19 protein-coding genes and 4 pseudogenes are annotated in these 15390 nt (G+C 69.5%); 9 read left to right on the top strand and 14 right to left on the bottom strand.

Going from position 1 to position 15390, the window contains the following annotated elements:
* The first annotated feature begins 163 nt into the window (after positions 1-163).
* Entirely contained in the window at positions 164-358 is a 195-nt protein-coding gene (locus tag AB1285_RS20685; protein ID WP_429977795.1) for a hypothetical protein, read from the top strand.
* Between the two features lie 84 nt (positions 359-442).
* On the opposite strand, the gene AB1285_RS20680 is transcribed toward AB1285_RS20685, so the two are convergent.
* The 3 genes from AB1285_RS20680 to AB1285_RS20670 form a co-directional block, all read right to left on the bottom strand.
* Positions 443-712 carry a CapA family protein gene (locus tag AB1285_RS20680; protein WP_429977794.1) on the bottom strand — a complete coding sequence of 90 codons (270 nt, stop codon included), beginning with the start codon at positions 710-712 and terminating at the stop codon, positions 443-445.
* On the bottom strand, positions 661-1275 hold the full coding sequence (locus tag AB1285_RS20675; RefSeq protein WP_429977793.1) for a hypothetical protein: 615 nt from the start codon (positions 1273-1275) through the stop codon (positions 661-663). Before AB1285_RS20675 ends, AB1285_RS20680 begins: the two co-directional genes overlap by 52 nt.
* A 325-nt stretch (positions 1276-1600) precedes the next feature.
* On the bottom strand, positions 1601-1816 hold the full coding sequence (locus AB1285_RS20670) for an acyltransferase family protein (RefSeq protein WP_429977798.1): 216 nt from the start codon (positions 1814-1816) through the stop codon (positions 1601-1603).
* 247 nt (positions 1817-2063) lie between these two features.
* Between AB1285_RS20670 and AB1285_RS20665 the strand changes: the two genes are divergently transcribed.
* Both AB1285_RS20665 and AB1285_RS20660 read left to right on the top strand, forming a co-directional pair.
* A complete protein-coding gene (locus AB1285_RS20665) occupies positions 2064-2249 on the top strand; it encodes a hypothetical protein (RefSeq protein WP_429977792.1) in 186 nt (61 codons plus the stop codon).
* Positions 2246-3757, top strand: a complete 1512-nt coding sequence (locus AB1285_RS20660) for a trypsin-like serine protease (RefSeq protein ID WP_429977797.1) — start codon at positions 2246-2248, stop codon at positions 3755-3757. Before AB1285_RS20665 ends, AB1285_RS20660 begins: the two co-directional genes overlap by 4 nt.
* Before the next feature lie 80 nt (positions 3758-3837).
* Here AB1285_RS20660 and rplI read toward each other — a convergent pair.
* From rplI to rpsF, 4 genes and pseudogenes are all read right to left on the bottom strand, one after another.
* A pseudogene (rplI, locus tag AB1285_RS20655) lies at positions 3838-4288 on the bottom strand (50S ribosomal protein L9).
* Positions 4289-4298: 10 nt separating this feature from the next.
* On the bottom strand, positions 4299-4553 hold the full coding sequence (gene rpsR / locus AB1285_RS20650) for a 30S ribosomal protein S18 (RefSeq protein WP_017829850.1): 255 nt from the start codon (positions 4551-4553) through the stop codon (positions 4299-4301).
* 71 nt (positions 4554-4624) lie between these two features.
* Positions 4625-5125, bottom strand: a pseudogene (locus AB1285_RS20645) (single-stranded DNA-binding protein).
* A 5-nt stretch (positions 5126-5130) separates the two neighbouring features.
* Positions 5131-5497 (bottom strand): annotated as a pseudogene (rpsF, locus tag AB1285_RS20640) (30S ribosomal protein S6).
* A gap of 284 nt (positions 5498-5781) precedes the next feature.
* On the opposite strand from rpsF, the gene AB1285_RS20635 reads away from it, so the two are divergent.
* From AB1285_RS20635 to AB1285_RS20625, 3 genes are all read left to right on the top strand, one after another.
* Positions 5782-6072, top strand: coding sequence for a hypothetical protein (locus AB1285_RS20635; RefSeq protein ID WP_429977791.1), 291 nt, complete (start codon positions 5782-5784; stop codon positions 6070-6072).
* A complete protein-coding gene (locus AB1285_RS20630; protein ID WP_429977790.1) occupies positions 6033-6425 on the top strand; it encodes a hypothetical protein in 393 nt (130 codons plus the stop codon). Before AB1285_RS20635 ends, AB1285_RS20630 begins: the two co-directional genes overlap by 40 nt.
* A gap of 89 nt (positions 6426-6514) precedes the next feature.
* On the top strand, positions 6515-6754 hold the full coding sequence (locus tag AB1285_RS20625) for a DUF2283 domain-containing protein (protein ID WP_429977789.1): 240 nt from the start codon (positions 6515-6517) through the stop codon (positions 6752-6754).
* A 33-nt stretch (positions 6755-6787) separates the two neighbouring features.
* Here AB1285_RS20625 and AB1285_RS20620 read toward each other — a convergent pair whose 3' ends face one another.
* From AB1285_RS20620 to AB1285_RS20595, 6 genes and pseudogenes are all read right to left on the bottom strand, one after another.
* Positions 6788-7555: an ABC transporter ATP-binding protein gene (locus tag AB1285_RS20620; RefSeq protein ID WP_429977788.1), complete on the bottom strand. Its 768-nt coding sequence runs from the start codon at positions 7553-7555 to the stop codon at positions 6788-6790.
* 65 nt (positions 7556-7620) lie between these two features.
* Entirely contained in the window at positions 7621-8163 is a 543-nt protein-coding gene (locus AB1285_RS20615; RefSeq protein ID WP_429977787.1) for an ATP-binding cassette domain-containing protein, read from the bottom strand.
* A gap of 103 nt (positions 8164-8266) precedes the next feature.
* Positions 8267-8437, bottom strand: a pseudogene (locus AB1285_RS20610) (ATP-binding cassette domain-containing protein); the annotation flags it as partial.
* Positions 8434-9345, bottom strand: coding sequence for an ABC transporter permease (locus tag AB1285_RS20605; RefSeq protein ID WP_187662749.1), 912 nt, complete (start codon positions 9343-9345; stop codon positions 8434-8436). The gene AB1285_RS20605 and the pseudogene AB1285_RS20610, both read right to left, overlap by 4 nt.
* Positions 9342-10403 (bottom strand): ABC transporter permease, encoded by a 1062-nt coding sequence (locus AB1285_RS20600; RefSeq protein ID WP_429977786.1) that lies wholly within the window; start codon positions 10401-10403, stop codon positions 9342-9344. The genes AB1285_RS20605 and AB1285_RS20600 overlap by 4 nt, the downstream gene beginning before the upstream one ends.
* Positions 10404-10747: 344 nt before the next feature.
* Positions 10748-12001: an ABC transporter substrate-binding protein gene (locus AB1285_RS20595; protein ID WP_429977785.1), complete on the bottom strand. Its 1254-nt coding sequence runs from the start codon at positions 11999-12001 to the stop codon at positions 10748-10750.
* On the opposite strand from AB1285_RS20595, the gene AB1285_RS20590 reads away from it, so the two are divergent.
* Entirely contained in the window at positions 11973-12740 is a 768-nt protein-coding gene (locus tag AB1285_RS20590; protein ID WP_429977796.1) for an Lrp/AsnC family transcriptional regulator, read from the top strand. The genes AB1285_RS20595 and AB1285_RS20590 overlap by 29 nt on opposite strands.
* A gap of 2 nt (positions 12741-12742) precedes the next feature.
* On the opposite strand, the gene AB1285_RS20585 is transcribed toward AB1285_RS20590, so the two are convergent.
* Positions 12743-12934 (bottom strand): hypothetical protein, encoded by a 192-nt coding sequence (locus AB1285_RS20585; protein WP_429977784.1) that lies wholly within the window; start codon positions 12932-12934, stop codon positions 12743-12745.
* Between the two features lie 544 nt (positions 12935-13478).
* On the opposite strand from AB1285_RS20585, the gene AB1285_RS20580 reads away from it, so the two are divergent.
* Both AB1285_RS20580 and AB1285_RS20575 read left to right on the top strand, forming a co-directional pair.
* Complete coding sequence (locus tag AB1285_RS20580; protein WP_429977783.1) at positions 13479-14072, top strand: hypothetical protein; 594 nt, start codon at positions 13479-13481, stop codon at positions 14070-14072.
* A complete protein-coding gene (locus AB1285_RS20575) occupies positions 14069-15118 on the top strand; it encodes a hypothetical protein (protein ID WP_429977782.1) in 1050 nt (349 codons plus the stop codon). Before AB1285_RS20580 ends, AB1285_RS20575 begins: the two co-directional genes overlap by 4 nt.
* Positions 15119-15390 lie beyond the last annotated feature (272 nt).

Below are 15390 nucleotides of genomic sequence, written 5' to 3'. Positions count from 1 at the left end.
GAGCGGACCTGTCCGCCGAGATACGTTCCGTCTGCGCGGAGACGGACCGACAGGTAGGCGCCGAAGCGCGTCTCCTCCTCGGCCCCGAAGACGCCCCCTCCCGCGAAGTTGCCCAGGCTGTACGCGATGAGCCGGCCACGGTAGAACTCCGCACCCCGACGACGTGCGGACCGTGCCCGACCACCAGATCGGCCCCGGCGTCGACGGCCGCATGCGCGAACGCCTGCGGATCACCCGGTTCTCCCCGAAGCTGTGCTCGGTCCCGCCGGTGACCGCGTCGGCCTCTGGTCCCTCGGCGCCCATGTGCGCGTGGACGACGACGAGATCGGCCTGTTCCGCCGCCGCGCGCACCACCTGACCGACGTGACGGAGGTCGGTGACCCGGTTGAACCCCCCGTAGGCGCGAACCCGACCAGGGCCACGGTGGTCTCCCCCACCCTCGTCACGACGACCTCGTTCCGGTCGCCGACCGCGTCCATGCCCTCTGCGCGGAGGATCGTCCTCGTCTCGTCGACGCCCTCCGGCCGAAGTCGTGACTGTGGTTGTTCGCCTGATTGAGCACGTCGAATCCACGCAGCGCCTCCACGGCATCCGGCTCGCTGCGGAACGCGAGGCAGTGGTCGCTCCCGCCGCACTTGTCGACGCCGGTGTCCGCCGCGATCACCTGCTCGAGGTTGCCGGTGACGATGTCTTCGGTGAACCACGGGCGCACGGCGTCGAAGGTCGATCGTCCGCGATCCACCGGGATCCCGCGCGACGCGTCGTACAGCAGGATGTCGCGACGGCGCCGATGCTGACCTCGCCCTCGTTGGTCGCGGCGCGGTCGGCGATCGCGGCGGGGCGGGCGGGGACCGCCGCCGCGGCGCTGACGGCGAGGCCGACCCCCACCAAGGTCAGCACCGCGACCGGTGTCCGCCAGGGGACTCTCCGAGGCGCGCCGTCGACCGCGGCCCGCCGACGAGGCAGATCCCACAGCCAGGCGAGTCCATCGCGAGCGGTGAGGCGATCGAGGCCGATGCACGCGGCGACCAGACCCGCCGTGAGCACGACCGGGAGCAGGACGGCCGCGAGCAGCTGCACGGCTTGCCCCGCGTCGGACAGGACCCCCACGAGCGCGGCGTCGGCGAGCGCGAGCAGCGGCATGTGCAGGAGGTAGATGGGCAGGCTCCGGACGCCGAGCGCTTGCAGGCCCCGCCCGGCCAGCGGGAGGCCCGCGAGGATCGGGGCGACGGCGAGTCCCATCGCCACCCCGAGGACGGACACCGCCGGCCACACCCGGGAACGGTCTCCGTACCCGTCACGCGCATGACGGCGTAGGCGGCGAGGTACCCGAGGATCAGGGCCCCGGCGAGTGCTGGTCGCGGACGAGCGGTGAAGCGACGGATGCGCGGTGCGAGGTACGCACCTCCGAGGAAGAAGAAGAGGTTGTAGAGGAGCGATCCGCGGTTGCTCACCACATCGACCAGCCCGGCGGCCACCGCCACCGAGAGGACTCCGGAACCCGCCAGCAGGACGCCGCGCGGCAGTCGCTGCAATCCCTTCGCGACGACGAAGTACAGCGCGAGGGCGTAGAGGTACCAGGTGTTCGGCGGGCTGATCGTCACCCCCTCCACGAACGCGGAGACACTCCTCGGTACGAACGTCGGGAAGTCGGGAACGCCCACATCGCGGCGGCATGGATGAGGCTCCAGAGGAGATAGAGGTAGAGGAAGCGGCCCACGCGCGGACGGAGCACGGCCGCCCACGGTCGAGCCAACGCTGCGGAGGCGAAGTATCCGGACAGGAACAGGAACAGCGGCATGAGGAACGGCCAGATGAGGTCGCTCGCGAGACCCCAGGCTCCGGGAAGGGGATGCCGAGCCGCCAGTCGACCTGCAGGTAGGTCTTCAGCACGACGTGCCAGAACACCACGAGGACGATCAGCAGCCCCTTCGCGGCATCGCCCAGGGCGCGCGCGATGTCGTCGCTGCGGTCATGACACCAGCCCACCCCACCGGATGTTGCGAGAGCGTATGCGAATCCGGCGACAGTCCTGCAACATCCCCGTCCGTACGGTCCTTCGCATGACACGCATCAGATACCTCGTCGCCGCCGTGCTCGCCTCGCTCCTGGTCCTCGCGGGCACGACGCCCGCGCTCGCGATCAGCGACGGCAGCGACGCGACGGAGTCCTACCCCTTCATGGGCGCCTACAAGCCCGGCTACCCGGAGACGCCGGGCCGGGAGGCAACGGCTGCGGCGTCACCCTGATCGACGCGAACTGGGGCCTCACCGCCGCGCACTGCCGCAAGAACAACCTCGTCAGCACGGGAACGCCGAAGGGATGGACGGTCCAATTCGGTTCCGCCGACGTGACGGAAGGCGGTGAGGTCGCCACGGTGAGCCGGTTCTTCCGCCTCCCCGAGGGTACCGAGCCCGTGATCGGTGAAGACCTCATGCTGTTGCGCTTCGACGAGCCGGTGTCGCAGACGCCGATCCCTCTCGCGTCGGCGCGGCCGAAGGTCGGCACGGCGGTGCGTTTTCTCGGTTGGGGTAATGACGCGAGTCCGGGCGAACAATCCCACTATCCGACGATGCTGAAGGAGTTCGACGCGCGAGTCCTCGACAACGCCGACTGCCCCACCATCGAACGAGTCAGCGAGATGTGCGCCGGCGACGGCGACGGCAAGACCGGAAACGCAGACTCCGGGGGGCCGCTGCTCGTCCGTGTGAACGGAGGGTGGGCCCTCGCCGGCATACTCACCGGCAGCGAGGACCAGAACCCGGAGGTCAGCGGCCTCTTCACCGACGTGACCGCGCACGCCGACTGGATCCGGACCGTCATGTCGACGTACGAGTCGATTCCCGATGACGTCGTGCCCCATGACCCCCTCGCCGGCTACCCGGGCGTCGGGCCCTGCGCGTCCTCCATCGTCAGAGCCGCGGCGTCGACGGACGAGGACCATGCCCTCCTCCTCACCAACGGGCACTGCACCCCGGCCGTGGATCCGTCTCGAGACATCCCGCAGCCTGGAGCATTCGAGCTTGACCGATCATCGGACTCCTCGGTCCCGTTCAAGGACGAGAACGGGTACCTCCTGACCACATCGAGAACGGAGCGGCTGCTGTTCGCCACCATGACCGGCACCGATCTCGCGCTCTATCGGCTCGACGCCTCCTACGCCGACCTCGAATCGCAGGGCGTCACCGTCCTGGACATCGCCGCCGCGCCGCCGAAGATCGGAGACGTGGTCACCCTGCAGGCGGATGAGGGCTCCACCTGCACCGTCGAGACGATCGTCCCCACCCTGCGCGAAGGCGAGTATGAGCTCTATGACTCGCTGCGACTGGCGAAGGACGAGGACTGCGAGACCTACCACGGCACCTCCGGGGCAGCCCTCGTCGCCGCCGACGGGAAGACCATCGTCGGGGTGAACAGTTCGAGCAACACCGACGGGGAGAAGTGCACGGAGGACAACCCGTGCGAGGTGGGGGCGGACGGGAAGATCAGCGTCCACACCGATCAGGCCTATGCCCGTCAGGTCACCGTGCTGAACGACTGCATCGCGGCCGGTTCGGTGTTCGACGCGGACGCTCCCGGGTGCACCCTCGCCGCCTCTGCCCGTGGCGAGGAGCCGCTGAACGTCCCGCTCCTCGTCGGCGGTGCGGTGTTCGGCCTCGGCATCGTGGCGTTGGCGTGGGCGCTCGTCGCGCAGCGTCGACGGAGGCATCACCTCATCGACCAGACGATGGAATCAGGCAGCACCCCTGCCGCCTGACCCGCGTCCAGACGCAGAAACGCCCCCTGTCCCGGAGGACAGGGGGCGTTCTGTTCGACAGGCAGGGCCCGTCGGGTGCCTTACTTGGCGGCGACGACCTGCAGCGTGATGACGGCAGTGACGTCCTCGTGCAGACGCACGGTCGCCTCGTGCTCACCGGTCGCCTTGATGGGCGAGGTGATGTGCACCTTGCGCTTGTCGATCGAGCGAGGCCCGCAGCCGTGACGGCCTCTGCGACGTCGGCGGTCTTCACCGAGCCGAACAGACGGCCTTCCTTGCCGGCCTTCACCGCGAGGCGCACCTTGGTGCCCTCGAGGGTGTTCTTCAGGGCCACAGCCTCGTCGCGGTCGTGGATCGCGCGTGCCTGACGCGCGGCCTGGATCGATGCGACCTGCTTTCGCCACCGCGGGTCCACGCCGTAGCGAAGCCCTGCGGGATGAGGAAGTTGCGGGCGTACCCGTTCTTGACCTCGACCACGTCACCGGCGCTACCGAGCCCGGCGACCTCGTTCGTGAGAATCAGCTTTGCCATCTCGATACCCTTACCGGCCGGCGCCAGCGTAGGGCAGGAGCGCCATTTCGCGCGCGTTCTTGATCGCCGTGGCGATCAGACGCTGCTCCTGCACCGAGACACCGGTGATACGACGGGCGCGGATCTTGCCGCGCTCCGAGACGAACTTGCGAAGGGTGGCGACATCCTTGTAATCGATGACACCGACCCGGATGGACTTCGCGGGAGCGGTGGGCTTGCCACCCTTCCGCGGCTTGCGGCGGTCGCCGCTCGACTTTCCAGCCATAGTTTTTCCTTAGTGATGAGCGGGGTGCGGCCCTTCGACAAGCTCAGGGACCCACCCGTGAAGAAGTGTTTTCAGAAGGGGGTGTCGTCGCCGAAGCTGCCCGGAGTGCTCCAGGCGTCGGCGCTGGTCGACGAGCCGGGCGTGGACCACGGCTCCTCCGACACCTGCTGCTGCTGCGCGGGACGGACTGTCCCCCGCCGCCACCGCCCGAGGCCGCACGGGTGACCTGCGCGGTCGCGTACCGCAGCGAGGGCCGATCTCGTCGACCCTCCAGCTCGATCGCGGTGCGCTGGTTGCCCTCGCGGTCCTGGTAGGAACGCTGGCGCAGACGACCTGCGCGATCACGCGCATGCCCTTGGTGAGCGAGCCCGCCACGTGCTCGGCGAACTCACGCCACACCGAGGCGCGGAGGAACAGCGCTTCGCCGTCCTTCACTCGTTCGCGGCACGGTCGAAGTTGCGAGGCGTCGATGCGATGGTGAAGTTCGCCACCGGCAGCCCGTTCTGCGTGTAGCGCAGCTCGGGGTCGGCGGTGAGGTTGCCCACCACGGTGATGACGGTTTCGCCGGCCATGAGACTTAGGCCTTCGCAGCCTTGGCGGCCTTGCGGGCAGCCTTCTCTTCGGAGCGCTTGGCCTCGGAAGCGATCTCGCCTGAGCCTCTTCAGCGCGGAGCACCTTGGTGCGCATGATCTGCTCGTTCAGCTTGAGCTGACGTCGAGCTCCTGCGTGGCGGCGCTGGTCGCGGTGAAGTTGACGACGGCGTAGATGCCCTCGGTCTTCTTCTGGATCTCGTAGGCGAGACGGCGCTTGCCCCAGATGTCGACGTTCTCGATAGAGCCACCATCGTTGGTGATGACCTTCAGGAACTTGTCGAGCGTCGGGGCGACCTGGCGCTCGTCGATCTCGGGGGTCAGAATGACCATGAGTTCGTACTGGTGCGTCACTTACCCACCTCCTTCGGACTAGAACGGCTCTCGGGGCTTTCCCGGGAGCAGGAGGGTGTGTGCACGTGCCCGCCCGTGGAATCCCGAATGGACGCCGCAAGGCAGACAACCTCGACAGTCTAGCGGAGTTTCTCGGAACCGCCTCCCGCACATCCGCTCGGTCCTTGGCATGCTGGAGGGCGTGCCTGGTGACGGTCATCGGCACATGACCTGGAGGGGGGCGCCATGCGCGTCAACAAGTGGGGGGTCGGCGTCGTGCTCGCCGCCGCCGTCATGCTCACCGGATGCTCGGCGGGAGCGTCGGACAAGCCGGCCGAGTCGAAGCCGAGCGGGGCCGCGTCGCAGGAGGCGAAGCGCCGTCCACCGACTGCCCCGAGCTCGCCGACGGCGCCACCGTCGACGGCTCTGCCCTCGGCGCCTGCATCGCCGAGGCCATGACCGACACTGCCGGCTACGCCGCCAAGACCGTCGTGATGGGCATGGAGTCCACCACGCGCTTCAACCCGTCCGAGAAGCGCTGGAGTCGCTCTCCCCGATGGGCTCGATCGTCGCGATCGGCGACGACGTCTGGGTGAAGTCGCCGTCGAGCGACTGGCAGACCGCCGACCCGTCGTCGAGCGACCCGATCATCGCGGGCCTCAGCACCACCGCGAAGGACGTCACCGCGATGGACCCCGCCGAGACGGCGAAGGCCATCACGGGTGACTTCACCGTGACCGGCACCGGCGAGCGCCTCGGCCAGAAGGTCTACCTCGTCAGCGGCACCGTCGAGCAGGCGGGCACGCCCGTCGAGGTCGTGTTCGAGGTCACCGAGGACTACGTCAACCTCGCCTCGACCAGCTCCGCGACCGTCCAGGGGCAGTCGGTCGACGTCGCGCTCGAGATCACCGAGTGGGACGTGAAGCAGGACATCGTCGCGCCGCTCTGATCGCACGAGACACGCGAAGGGCCGGGGTGCATGCTCCGGCCCTTCGCCGTCACCAGGACCGGTGGCGGAGGAACGAGCGGAGGCCGTTGATGCACCTCAGATATGACCCCGAAGCGGATGCTGCGTACCTCCCGGTCGGACGTGAGCTCCACGCGGGCGAATCCGCCGCGCAGGTACCGGAGATACGCAACCCGCACGGCGCCGGGGAGATCATCCTCGATTTCGACGCCGACGGGCACCTTCTCGGCGTCGAGATCCTTCAGGCGTCGAAGCTCCTCCGGGCCGAAGACCTCGATCGGGCTCAGCGCATCTCCGACGACTCTCCCTGACGGAGCATCGGGTCCGCCCCGCCGTGCCCGGCGTCAGTAGGCGACGGGAGGCACCTCGGCCCAGACCGCGCGGTCGTCGGCGGAGGGGGCATCGGGGATGCGGCCGGTGCCGTCGGGCTCCGGGATCGCGGCGAGCAGCGCCTGCGTGTAGGGGTGCCGCGGCGCCGCCCAGAGCTCAGCGGTCGGCCCTGATTCGAGCACCCTCCCGCCGAACATCACGAACGTGCGGTCGGCGATGCGGCGCACGACGGCGAGGTCGTGGGAGATGAAGAGCATCCCGGCGCCGGACTCGGCCACGAGGTCGCGCATGAGCCCCGCGACACTCGTCTGGGTGGACGCGTCGAGGGCGGAGATCGGCTCATCGGCGACGAGCAGCGAGGGCCGCGCGGCGAGCGCTCGGGCGATCGCGATGCGCTGCTTCTGGCCGCCGGAGAACTGATGCGGGAAGCGGGTGCGCACCTCAGCGGGCAGTCCGACCCGCTCCAGCCACTCCTCCACGGTGGAACCGGCGGCACCGCGCGCGCGGGCGGTCGCGATGCCGTCGGAGATCTGGTCGCCGATCCGCCGGCGCGGATTCAGCGAGGTCGCCGGGTCCTGGAAGACCATCTGGATGCCCGTGAGCGCCGTGTCACGACGACGGATCCCCAGCGGCGCGACGGGGGCTCCGCGGAACGACACCGTCCCGCCGGCGGTCTTCTCGATGCCGACGACAGCGCGGGCCAGGCTCGACTTGCCGCTGCCGGACTCGCCCACGAGGGCGACCGTCTCTCCCGCCGCGACACTCAGCGAGACGCCGTTCACACGCGATCACGGGCGGGGTGCCCGGATACCGCACCACCACGTCGCGCGCGTCGAGGACGCTGACCTCACTCATCCGCGGCCTCCTCCGGGCTCTCATCGATGCGCGACCCCGGCAGGGCCGCGAGCAGCATGCGCGTGTACTCGTGCTGCGGGGCGCGGAACAGCGTCTCCCGGTCGGCGAGCTCCACGATGCGACCGTCCTTCATGACGGCGACCGTGTCGGCGATCGCGCTCATCACGCCCAGGTCGTGAGTCACGAGCAGGACGGCGAGGTTCCGCTCGATCGCGAGGTCGCGCAGCAGCTTCAGGATGCCGGCCTGCACCGTCACGTCGAGGGCGGTCGTCGGCTCGTCCGCGAGCAGCACCTCCGGATCGCACGCGAGGGCGCACGCGATCGCGATGCGCTGCCGCTGCCCGCCGGAGAACTGGTGCGGATACCGCTTCAACGCCTCGGCCGGATTTGGCACCTGCACGGTCTGGAGCAGCTCCACCGCCCGCTCGCGCGCAGCGGCGCCCTTGAGCCCGAGATGCACGCGCATGTGATCGGTGAGCTGCCGACCGACCGGAAGCTGCGGGTGCAGCGAGGCCGACGGATCCTGGAAGACCATCGCGATGCGCTTCCCGCGGATGCGGTTGAGCCCCCCGGCGGTTGCGACCGACGAGCTCCTCCCCCGCGAGCAGGATCGAGCCGCCGGTCTTCGCCTGTCGCGGCAGCAGGCCGAGCACGGCGAGGGAGGTGAGCGTCTTGCCGGAGCCGGACTCCCCCGCGAGGCCGTGGATGCGCCCCGGTTCGAGTTCCAGGGACACGCCCTTGACCAGCGGACGGCCGATGTCGATCGTGAGGTCGCGGATGCTCAGCGTCGCCGTGCTGTGCGCGGTCATGCGGGCACCCCCGTCGCGGAAGCCGTGTGCTCCGCCTGCTTCTCGTGGGCGATCTCGGCGGTCGGGTCGAGCACGTCGCGCATCGCGTCTCCGAGGAAGTTGAACGCGAGCACCACCGTGAGGATCGCGAGACCGGGGAAGACTCCGAGCCACCAGGCGTCGAAGTTCTGCATCGCACCGGAGATCATCGACCCCCACTCGGCCGTCGGCGGCTGCGCCCCCAGGCCGAGGAAGGAGAGGCCGGAGAGCAGCAGGATCGCCGCCCCGATGTCGAGTGTCGCGAGCACCAGGACCGGGCCGGCGATGTTCGGGAGGATGTCGACGAACAGGGTGCGCACCGGCGAGTGTCCGAGCAGGCGGCCCGCGATCACGTAGTTCTGTCCGCGGAGACCGAGCACGATGCTGCGGGTGACGCGGGCGTACTGCGGCCACGAGACCACGATCGCGGCGATGACGGCGTTGAACAGCGAGGGGCCGAGCGAGGCCGCGACCACCATCGCGAGGATCACGGTCGGGAACGCCATGAACAGGTCCGTGATGCGCATGAGCGTCTCGTCGACGGCGCGCCCGAAGTACCCGGCGACCGCGCCGACGAGGGTGCCGATGATGAGGGCGGCGATCACGAGCATGAGCGCGAGCGGCAGACTCACCGTCGCGCCGGTCATCAATCGGGAGAAGATGTCGCGGCCGTTGCCGTCGGTGCCGAGGATCGTGTCGATGCCCGGCGCCTGCAGACGGGGCAGCACCTGCGCGTTCGGCGGGTAGGGCACCCACCACTGCGCGGTGAAGGCGACGATGATCCACGCACCGGCGATGACGGTGCCGATGATGCCGAGCGGGGTGCGCCAGGCGCGCGGCCAGCGGAAGCGGAAGCGTCCGGCGGGGGTCGCTGCGGCGATGCGGCTCATGCGATCCTCACTCTCGGGTCGAGCACGCCGTAGAGCAGGTCCACGATGAAGTTGATGAGGAGGTAGATGACGCCGACCACGAGGCCCACGCCCATGATGCCGGGCAGGTCGAGGTTCGCGGCGGAGTTGTAGGCGTACGTGCCCAGCCCCGGCCAGGCGAACACCGACTCGACGAGCACCGTTCCGGAGAGCAGGGCTCCGAAGGCCACGCCGACCACGGTGAGGATCGGCAGCGAGGCGCCCCGCAGCACGTAGTCGAGGATGACGCGCATCGCCGGCAGGCCCTTGGCACGGGCTGCCCGCACGTAGTCGCTGCCGAGGACCTCGAGCACCGAGGTGCGGATGAAGCGGGTGAGCAGACCGATGGTCACGAGCGAGAGCACCATGACCGGCAGCGCGAGGTGCGCGAGGGCGTCGAAGAAGCCCACCGCGTCGCCGTTGAGGAGGTAGTCGACCGTGTAGAGCCCGGTCACACGGGGCGGCGGGGTGATCGACGGCGAGATGCGTCCGGAGCCCGGCGCGATGCGCAGCTCCAGGAAGAACACGTAGAAGCTGACCAGCGCGAGCCAGAAGGTCGGGACGCTGAGCCCGACGAGCGTGACGACGCGGATGACCTGGTCGGCGACGAGTCCGCGGCGGTAGGCGGCGAGCGTGCCGAGCACGACGCTGACCGCGAGGCTGACGATGATCGCGCTGATCGCGATCTCGATCGTCGCGGGCACGGCGGTGGCGAGGTCGCTGGTGACCGGGCGTCCGGTCACCAGCGACGTGCCGAGGTCCCCGCGGAGCAGGTTCCCCATATAGATGAAGTACTGCACGAACAGTGGCTGGTCGAGACCGTTCGCCGTGATGAACGCCTCGCGCGTCGCGGGGTTCTGCGACGCGCCCTCGCCGAGCGCGGCCGAGACCGGGTCTCCCGGCACCAGGTTGGTGAGCGCGAACGTGACGATGGTCACGCCCACCAACAGGAGCAGGGAGGTCCCGGCCCGCCGCAGCAGGTACCCGACGAGAGGCGAGCGGCGCCGCTGCGCCTGCCTCAGCACGGCCACTGTCGTCATGAGTCGTCCGATCAGCCGGCGGGCGTGATCTCGGCGATGTCCATCTCCCACACGGAGTTGTAGACGGCGCCGGACACGCTGGAGGCGGAGGAGATGTTGCGAACGGGGACGATCAGCGGCACGGAACGGGCCCTCGGCCTGCATGGGCCTCGGCGAACTCCGTGAAGGCCTCGGTGCGCTGCTCGGCGTCGGTCGCGGCGGCCGCACCGGCGGCGATGCCCGCGATCTCCGGGGTTCGCCTCGGCCGCCCAGCCGGCGCGGAGGCCGACCTTCAGACCGGGCGCGAAGGGCAGGAAGTTCGCGGAGTCGGCGTAGTCCGGACCCCAGACCAGAGGCCGAAGCCCTCAGTGCCTGTTGACGTACGCGTCGAGCTCGGTCGCGAACGGTGCAGGAGCGAGGTCGACGGCGATGCCGGCGTCCTCGAGCTGCGCCTGGATGCGCTCTGCGAGCGGCGTGAACTCCACGCCGCCGACCGGTAGTCGTTCGGGAACTGGAGCTTGAGGGTCTGACCGGTGTAGCCGGCCTCCTCCAGCGCGGCCTTCGCCTTGTCGAGGTCCCTGCTCCACGCCGCTGTCGAGGGCACCCTCGAACCCGGGCGGGATGACGCCGGTCGCCTGCACGGCACCCGCGCCCGCGAGCTCGAGCAGCGCGTCGTAGTCGAGCGCGTAGCGGATGGCCTCCGCGATCTTCACGTTCGCGAGGTCACCGCCGGCCTCGCCCTGGTTGAGCAGCAGGAAGATGGTCTGACCGGAAGGGACCGAGTCGACGCTGATGTCGTCGCCGAGGCCCGCGACCTGGTCGCCGTTGAGGTCCATCGCGACCATCGAGTCGCCGCCCTTGAGGTTGGCGAGCTGGGTCGCGCTCTCCGAGACGTTGCGCACGACGACGCGGCTGTAGGCCGACTCCTCGTCGCCGTTGTACTCGTCGTTGCGGGTGAGGACGACCTGCGAGCTGAGGTCGAGGGTGTCCAGCACGAAGGGGCCGGATCCGGCGGACTCGCCGTCGAGGAAGCCCTGGGCGCTGTCGGTGCCATCGGTGGTCCCCGCCGTTCTCCATGACGACGTCGGCGTTGACGATGCCGAGCGCCGGGTTCGCGAGGATCGCGGGAGCTGCAGCAGCGGGGTCTCCGAGGTGAACCGGATGGTCTTGTCGTCGACCTCCTCGATCGTGAGGCCGCCGAGCAGGAAGTTGGGCTTGGCGTCTGCCATGCCCTGGATGCGCTGCAGCGAGAACACGACGTCCTTCGCCTCGATGGGCGAGCCGTCGGAGAACACGCGGTCGCCGTCGAGCGTGAAGGTGAACTCCGTCGCCTCGTCGTTCTGCTCCCACGACGCCAGGCCAGGGACCGGGGTCGAGACGTCGGAGCCCTCGAAGTCGACAAGGGTCTCGTACAGCGCCTTCGCGATCATGTTGCCGGTCGGGTCGTAGGTGTGACCGGGGTCGGTCGTCTCGATCGAGAACGCGGTGTCGATGACGAGGGAGTCGGAGCCCTGGGACGACTCGGAGTTGTTCGCCGAGTTCCCTCCCGAGCAACCTGCGAGCGCCAGGAGCGCGACGGCTCCGAGCGCGATGACCGGCGTGATACGGCGTGACGACATCAGGGCCTCCAAGGGCGAGGAGTACATTCGGGTCCGGTCGCCACCGATGTGGACGACCGGGGATCAGATTCGCATCATATGCGACGATGTGTCCAGCAAGTGCGCGTCACACAGGCACGCATTGTCGAGAACCTCGGATGTGAGGAGCAATATGTCCAGCAAGGACGCGGATCCGTCGAAGCAATCTGGACGAAGTGCCGCCCCTTTGGATGAGACGGCGTACAGAATCCTCGATGTGCTGCGCGATAACGGTCGCGTCTCGATCGCCGCGCTGGCCGAGAAGGTCGGCATCTCGCGGGCCAGTGCGTACACGCGGGTCGAGTCGCTCGTGCACGACAACGTCATCACGGGGTTCAGCGCGCGCGTTGATCAGGCGAAGGCCGGGCTGTCGATCGGGGCGCTCGTCTTCGTCACGGTGATGCCGCAGGCCTGGGCCTCGTTCCGGGAGCGCATCATCGGAGATGCCGGACGTGGAATGGTGCGCGATCACGACCGGGAGCACGACGCGATGCTGCTCATCCGCGCCGTCGACGTGAGCGGCGTGCACGAGTTCTCGACGGGGGTCATCGCGCAGCTTCCGGAGGTGCGGACCGTGGTCAGCGTCGTCGTGCTCGACGAAGTGATCCGGCGGCCCTACCTGCTGCCCGGCGACCTGCCGGAGCGGCAGACCGAGGTCCCGTTGGGGATGACCCGGTGGACGCCGGCCTCCCCCGGTCGGGATGCGCTCCCGCCGCGCTGAGGTCAGGCGGCCGGGATCTCCTCGACGACACTGAGCTGCGGGAGTCCGTGCATCTCGTAGTGCTCGACCAGACGGATGCGGCCGTCGTCGGTGAGCTCCAACTCGCTCTCGCCGTCGCCGGTGACGACGGTGCCGTCGGCCTTGAGCACGTGGACGAACGAGACCCAGATCGTGTCGCCGGTACGCGTGCCCAACGAACTTCCCGAAGGTGACCGTGTCGCCCTCGTAGCCGCCCCAGATCGCGCCGTCGCGTTCGAAGTACTCGAAGACGCTGGGGGCGTCGGGGTCGACGGCGGAGGTCGTGGACGAGACCATGCGGAGCGTCGGCCGTCGAGGGAAGGGAGGGTCGCGGTGGCAGTCACCCCTCGATTATGAGGATCGCGGCCGCGGATCGTGTCGTCGGACACGGCCGGTACCGTGGTCGCATGGAGTGGATCGCAGACCCCGGCGTCGGCGCGTGGCTGCGCGAGACCCTCGACGAGGGTTTGGGCAGCATGCACGCGGTCGTCCCCCGCGGCTTCCCCGCGTACGCCCGGGTCTTCCATCCCGCCACCGTGCGGGAGAGTCCCACGGCAGCGGATTCCGAGGTACGCGTCAGCTGGGCGCAGACCGCCGCCGCCTTCGGCACGACGATGCACGCGGAGGCGCAGTGGCACCGGATCGTGCGGACTCCCGTCGACGCCGATTGGCGGACCCGCATCGCTCCGGACGGCCGCGAGTTCACGGCGCCGCTCGAGGGTGCGCTCGACAGCGACCTCGTGTCGATCCTGGCCGGGCACCTCGCCGCCCACACCGCGACCCCCGGACGACGGGGTCGTCGCGCTCTGGGACGGGTTCGGCGCCCTCGTCGGGTTCTTCGGCGACGGCCCGTCCCGCGCGTTCCTCACGTCAGCGACGACCCGAACCATCAGGCGATGCTCGACCGAGCATCCACGACCCGTTCAACAACGTCTTCCGGAAGCCACCTGGCAGGACGGCATCCTCTCGCGGGAGATCTCCGAAGGGCCGCGGCTGCAGCTCCCCGGGCGCGACTACGTGCTGTTCTCCGGCGGCGCCATGGGACTTCATCGATCCGGGCGTGGGTGCTCGGCGTGCCGTGGCGCGACCGGGTGGGCGAGGAGCACGGCTTCCCCGCCCTCCGCGCAGAGCCCGAACATCCTGTGGCCGAAGGATCGCACGTGGGTGATGGTCTCGGAGATCGACTACGACTCCACGATCGTCGCGGGCTCGCCCGACCTCGTCCGCGCGATCTGCACGGGCGAACGTCTGGAGGCGAAGGCGCTTCGCGTGGGCGCCGACCTCACCTGGGACGCCGACGAGGTCAACCGATGACGTCTCCGCAGGCGTCGGCGTCGTTCGACGCGCGTCCCCTCACCGATCCGGTCGACCCGGCCGCCGTCCGCGCCTTCACGGCGGAGCTCCGGTCCCGGCGGACGACCGGCATGGCGGTGTCGTCGATCATCGCCATCGTGGCCGTGGCGATCGCGGGTGTCGTGCTGCTCCCGATCCTCGCCTCCGTGGTGGTGGCGCTGGCAGCGGGCAGTGGGTCCCCGCCTCCGCGGCGATCCCGCTCGTCCTCCTGCTCCTGGTGGCGGCGGGGGTGGGCGTCCTCGTCTGGATGGGCGTCCCGCAACGCGCGCACCGCTCGGTACCGCCTGCAACCGTTTCGCGCAGGCCAACGGCATGACATACGAGCCGCGGGTCGACGATCCCCCGCTCCCCGGCATGATCTTCCACCTCGGCCGTTCGCGCCTGGCCACCGACCTCGTCCGCGGACCCACCCGCGGTTCGTGGAGTTCGGCAACTACCAGTACACGGTGCAGTCCGGGAAGAACTCGACGACGTATCGCTGGGGCTACGTCGCCGTGAAGCTGGATGTGCCCCTGCCGAACATCGTGCTCGACGCGAAGGGCAACAACGGCTTCGGCTCCAACCTGCCGGCATCGTTCCAGCGGGCGCAGCGTCTGTCGCTCGAGGGCGACCTTCGATCAGCACTTCACCCTCTACTGCCCCGAAGGCTACGAGCAGGACGCGCTCTACCTCTTCACGCCCGACATCATGGCGCGCTTCATCGACAACGCCGCGCAGCTCGACGTCGAGAATCGTCGACGACTGGCTGTTCCTCTACACGCCCCCGCCGGGCCTCCACACTCGATCCGGCGACGTGGGCCTGGCTGTTCGGGACGGTGGGCGCGTTGCTGACCAAGCTCGACCAGTGGGCGCGGTGGCGCGACGACCGCCTGGCTGCCGCGGCGACGCCCGGGGGCCACGCGCTCCCGTTCGCTCCGCCGGCGGGGATGATCACCCCGCACCGGGGGTCGCGCCGCAGGGTCGGCGCCTCAAGCGCACGGGCACGTGGGTCCCGATCCTCGTGGTGATCGGATTCGCGGTCTTCTGGATGCTCAGCCGCTGGAACTGACGACGGTCCGATGTGGGGGTGGGTGTCGTTCTGGGGAACCGACGCCCACCCCATCCCCCCTCGGGATCGAAAGGGAATTCGACGTTCCCTCCGCTTGACGGTTCGACCGTCCCGCCCGTGGTCAGCTGGGGACTGACGCTGCGTGGCGATACCCGGATGGTATACCGGCGGACGTTGCACCCGGTTGCGTTCCATGCGCGGGAATGCACTTTCCCGCGCGGCAGTCAGCGG

It is taken from the genome of Microbacterium sp. NRRL B-14842 (assembly GCF_050470785.1).
This window is presented reverse-complemented; position numbering and strand designations above follow the sequence as displayed.

Coding starts and splice junctions, on each gene's coding strand:
- AB1285_RS20625 (WP_429977789.1), top strand. CDS start 6,515: ATGCACCTCAGATATGACCCCGAAGCGGATGCTGCGTACCTCCCGGTC.
- AB1285_RS20590 (WP_429977796.1), top strand. CDS start 11,973: ATGACCGGCGTGATACGGCGTGACGACATCAGGGCCTCCAAGGGCGAG.
- AB1285_RS20600 (WP_429977786.1), bottom strand. CDS start 10,403: ATGACGACAGTGGCCGTGCTGAGGCAGGCGCAGCGGCGCCGCTCGCCT.
- AB1285_RS20665 (WP_429977792.1), top strand. CDS start 2,064: ATGACACGCATCAGATACCTCGTCGCCGCCGTGCTCGCCTCGCTCCTG.
- AB1285_RS20605 (WP_187662749.1), bottom strand. CDS start 9,345: ATGAGCCGCATCGCCGCAGCGACCCCCGCCGGACGCTTCCGCTTCCGC.
- AB1285_RS20615 (WP_429977787.1), bottom strand. CDS start 8,163: ATGGTCTTCCAGGATCCGTCGGCCTCGCTGCACCCGCAGCTTCCGGTC.
- AB1285_RS20635 (WP_429977791.1), top strand. CDS start 5,782: ATGCTCGGCGGGAGCGTCGGACAAGCCGGCCGAGTCGAAGCCGAGCGG.
- AB1285_RS20630 (WP_429977790.1), top strand. CDS start 6,033: ATGGGCTCGATCGTCGCGATCGGCGACGACGTCTGGGTGAAGTCGCCG.
- AB1285_RS20595 (WP_429977785.1), bottom strand. CDS start 12,001: ATGTCGTCACGCCGTATCACGCCGGTCATCGCGCTCGGAGCCGTCGCG.
- rpsR (WP_017829850.1), bottom strand. CDS start 4,553: ATGGCTGGAAAGTCGAGCGGCGACCGCCGCAAGCCGCGGAAGGGTGGC.
- AB1285_RS20575 (WP_429977782.1), top strand. CDS start 14,069: ATGACGTCTCCGCAGGCGTCGGCGTCGTTCGACGCGCGTCCCCTCACC.